Source organism: Arthrobacter sp. Y3225116 (genome assembly GCF_059091245.1).
In genome coordinates, this window is the sequence record NZ_JBNHGL010000275.1 from 1 (window position 1) to 3,401 (window position 3,401).

Annotated in this window: 2 protein-coding genes and 1 pseudogene; all 3 read right to left on the reverse strand. The window is 69.9% G+C overall.

What is annotated here, in order from left to right:
* Positions 1–301: pseudogene (locus AC5RV2_RS15975) on the reverse strand (methicillin resistance protein); the annotation flags it as partial.
* Entirely contained in the window at positions 298–1,575 is a 1,278-nt protein-coding gene (gene manA / locus AC5RV2_RS15980) for a mannose-6-phosphate isomerase, class I (protein ID WP_494093148.1), read from the reverse strand. The pseudogene AC5RV2_RS15975 and the gene manA, both read right to left, overlap by 4 nt.
* A 122-nt stretch (positions 1,576–1,697) precedes the next feature.
* Positions 1,698–3,290 carry an LCP family protein gene (locus tag AC5RV2_RS15985; protein WP_494093149.1) on the reverse strand — a complete coding sequence of 531 codons (1,593 nt, stop codon included), beginning with the start codon at positions 3,288–3,290 and terminating at the stop codon, positions 1,698–1,700.
* Positions 3,291–3,401: the final 111 nt, after the last annotated feature.

Sequence of the window (3,401 nt, forward strand, 5' to 3'; positions counted from 1 at the left end):
CCAGGCCCAGCGACTGCAGCGCCGACTGCGGCCGCTGGCCGAGGTCCGTGCCGACCGGTTCGATCCGCACGTAATGGGCGCGTTGTTCCGCGGCCAGGGACTGCAGGGCGGCCAGCGCCCGGATCAGGGCGGCGTTGTCCGCCGCGGCCGGGCCGTACGGGACGTACAGGAACCGGCCCAGGGGCGTCTTTTCCGCGATGGCCAGGAAGTTCCAGCCGTCACCGCTGCGTTCGAAGACCTGTTTGCCCAGGCTGCGTTGGAAGTCGGCCCACGGCGCGGACTGCAGGATCGAAGCGGTCAAAGTGTTGCTCCCGTTCGTTGTTGGTCGAATTCATGCGTGCTGCCCGAGGTCGTCACCGCGAACAGCACGGCGCCCGTTCCGGTGTCTCCGGCCGGATGGACGTTCACCGGTTGTTCCGTGTCGGGGATGAACGCCGCCTCGCCGCGGCCAAGCATCAGGTCGGACTTCGGGGAGTCCAGCAGCACGCTGCCGGATACGGCCAGCACGATCGCGGGACCGTGCTGGGCCAGCGGCACCGGGCTGCCGCCGTCGGGCAGTTCGATGCGCTGGAGCTGGAACTCGGCAAAGGGCGGGCAGTACAGTTCCTGGCCGGCATCGGTCATGGTCGGTTTCACCATGGGCGGGGAGATCGGCCGGAAGTCGGTGATTTTCACCAGTTCGGGCACGTTGACGAACTTCGGTGTCAGCCCGCCGCGCAGCACGTTGTCCGAGGCCGCCATGACCTCCACCCCGAGGCCCTGCAGGTAGGCGTGGATGTTTCCGGCCGGCAGGCACAGTGCCTGGCCGGGGGAGAGGACGACCAGGTTCAGCAGCAGCGAGATCAACGCACCGGGATCGCCCGGATACAGTTCGCCCAGGCGGGCGACCGCTGCGTATTCGGTGCCCAGGCTGCCGGCCGGCGCGTCCGCCAGCAGGCGGGCCGTGTCCGCGGCGAGCCGGGTGGAGCGCTCTCCGCCGTCGAGCAGCGCCAGGAAAGCACCGCGCAGGGCCGCCTCCTCGTCGGCACCATCCAGCAGCTCCAGGACCTCGTCCAGGAGCTCCAGGGCCGCCCCGGCGTCCGCCAGCCGTGGTTTCAGCCCGGCCAGCAGCCGCGCGGCGTCGCGCGGGGGGCGGAAACCGCACAGCGCCTGGAAGTCGCTGAGCGCGAAGATCATCTCCGGCTTGTGGTTGTCGTCGCGGTAGCTGCGCTGCGGGTCGTTGAAGGAGATGCCGGCGGCGTTCTCCGCGGCGAACCCCGCACGGGCCTGCTCCAGCGTGGGGTGGACCTGGAGCGACAACGCGGAGTCGGCGGCCAGGACCTTGGTCAGGAACGGCAGCGTGGCGCCGAACATGCCCAGGACCGTCTCGCCCAGGGCGGCGCCGGGATTCTCCTTGATGAACTCGTCGAGCGGCCGTTCGCCGCCGGCCAGCTGCACCCTTGACGGGGAGTCGGGGTGCGCGCCGATCCAGAGTTCGGCTTCCGGCCCGCCGGACGGTTCCCGCCCGAACAGCTCGGCAATCGCCGTCGTCGAGCCCCAGGCATAGGGACGCACTACATTCGTCAACCGATACATGTGAAGCCTCTTCCTCGTCCTTGTTCCAACGATCCTCTCAGACCCCGCGCCGTTGCGGCATTCCGCCGGTCCGCCCGGCACCGGGGGGATGCCGCCTGACCGGGCGCGGCATCAGGCCCGGATCAGGGGACCGAGCACTTGCCGTTGTTGGCCACCAGGGCACCGAGCGTGGCGGTATCGCCGATCTCGGCCAGCTGCTGGAGGTACTCGGCGGTGACTTGGGGTTCCGCCGGCGCCTCCGGGGCGTCGGCGGCATCCGGTGCCGCCTCGTCCGCGGGGCCGGCCCCGCCCTCGCCGGCAGTGGTCTCTCCGCCGCCGGTGCCGTTGCCGCCACCGGTGCCGCCGCCGTCGTCCTTGCGCTTTTTCTGCCCGGTCTGCTCTTCCTGGGTGAACATCTCCTGGACCCGGGGGTGGATCAGCGAGAAGTCGGGGTAGGTGACGAAATTCTCCGCCGCGGTGCCGAAGTCCGGCGGTCCGATGGTCAGTCGCTTCACCTTCTGGTCTTTGGCCTTCAGCGCCAGCGAGACGAAGCTGCCCAGCTGGGAACTGGGGATGTCCGTCTCGACGACCTGTTCGCCGGCCTCGGCCAACTGCTGGAAGCGGGTCAGCACCGTTGCCGGGTCCAGCTGCTTGACCATCGCCGACATGACGCACTGCTGGCGCTGGACGCGGTCATAGTCGGTGGCGAATTCGCGGGAGCGAGCGTACCAGAGGGCGTGGTAGCCGTCGAGCTCCTGGACGCCCGGGGCGATCCAGCCCTTCGGCGGGTAGTGCTGATTGGTGCCGGGGATGGTCCTGTTGGAGATAGGCACCCAGCCGCCGGCCTTGACCGTGATGCCGCCCATCGCGTCGACCAGGGCTTCGAAGCCGTCCATGTCCACGAGGGCATACGCCTGGATCTCGATGCCGAGGATCCCGCTCACGGCGTCCTTCATGGCTTCCGCGCCCGGGTTCTTGGCGTCAGGGTAGCGGTCGGCGTGGTTTTGCTCCACGTCGACGTAGAGGGCGTTGATGATGCACTCGTCACCGCAGCTGAAGCCTTCCGGATAGACCTCGTGCATCGGCGAGTCCGCCGGGAACGGGGCGTTTTGGAAGTTGCGCGGGATGCCGAACATGACGGTCTGGCCGGTCTTCGCGTCGACGCTGACCACCTGGATGCTGTCCGGGCGCAGCCCGACCCGTCCGGCGCCGGCGTCGCCGCCCATGAGCAGGAAGTTGTAGCGGCCGTCCACCGGGTCGAACGCGGGCCGGGTTTCGAAGATGGAGCTGAAGGCGTTGCGGCTCACGTTGAGCATGTAGGCGGCGTAGCCCAGGCTGCCGCTGGTGAGCACCATCAGGGCAACCAGCGTCACCGCCACCGCCGGCTTGGCGCCCGGGGCGAGCAGGTTCGGCCTGATGATGCGCAGGGTGTTCAGGAACAGGAACGCCCAGAACAGGGCCAGCGCGGCCAGCACCACCACGAGGGCCAGCGAACCCCACCGGTCGGTGGCCAGGTTCACCAGCAGCGGCCAGTTCACCAGGGCCATGACGGCCGCGGCCAGGATGGCCGCCCAGGCCAGCAGCGTCACGGCCAGGCCGCGCCGGCCCAGCCGGCGGTCCCCGGCCACGATCTGCGCGCTGCCCGGGACGAGCAGGGTCAGCAGCAGCAGGACGAAGGCGCGCTTGGTGCGCACCGGTGCCGGAGCGTGCTGGGGGTAGCGGACCGGATCGGTCACCCCCCGCGCCGAAGACCCCGACGGCTTCCTCGGCGGCTGGGGACCCACCGTCCTAGGCCTCGCCGGAGCCTGCTGCGCGTTCACGCAGCGCGGCTCCCTTGTCGTAGGCGG

Excerpts from the sequence above, each read along its gene's own strand:
- manA (WP_494093148.1), bottom strand. The coding sequence starts at position 1,575 with ATGTATCGGTTGACGAATGTAGTGCGTCCCTATGCCTGGGGCTCGACG.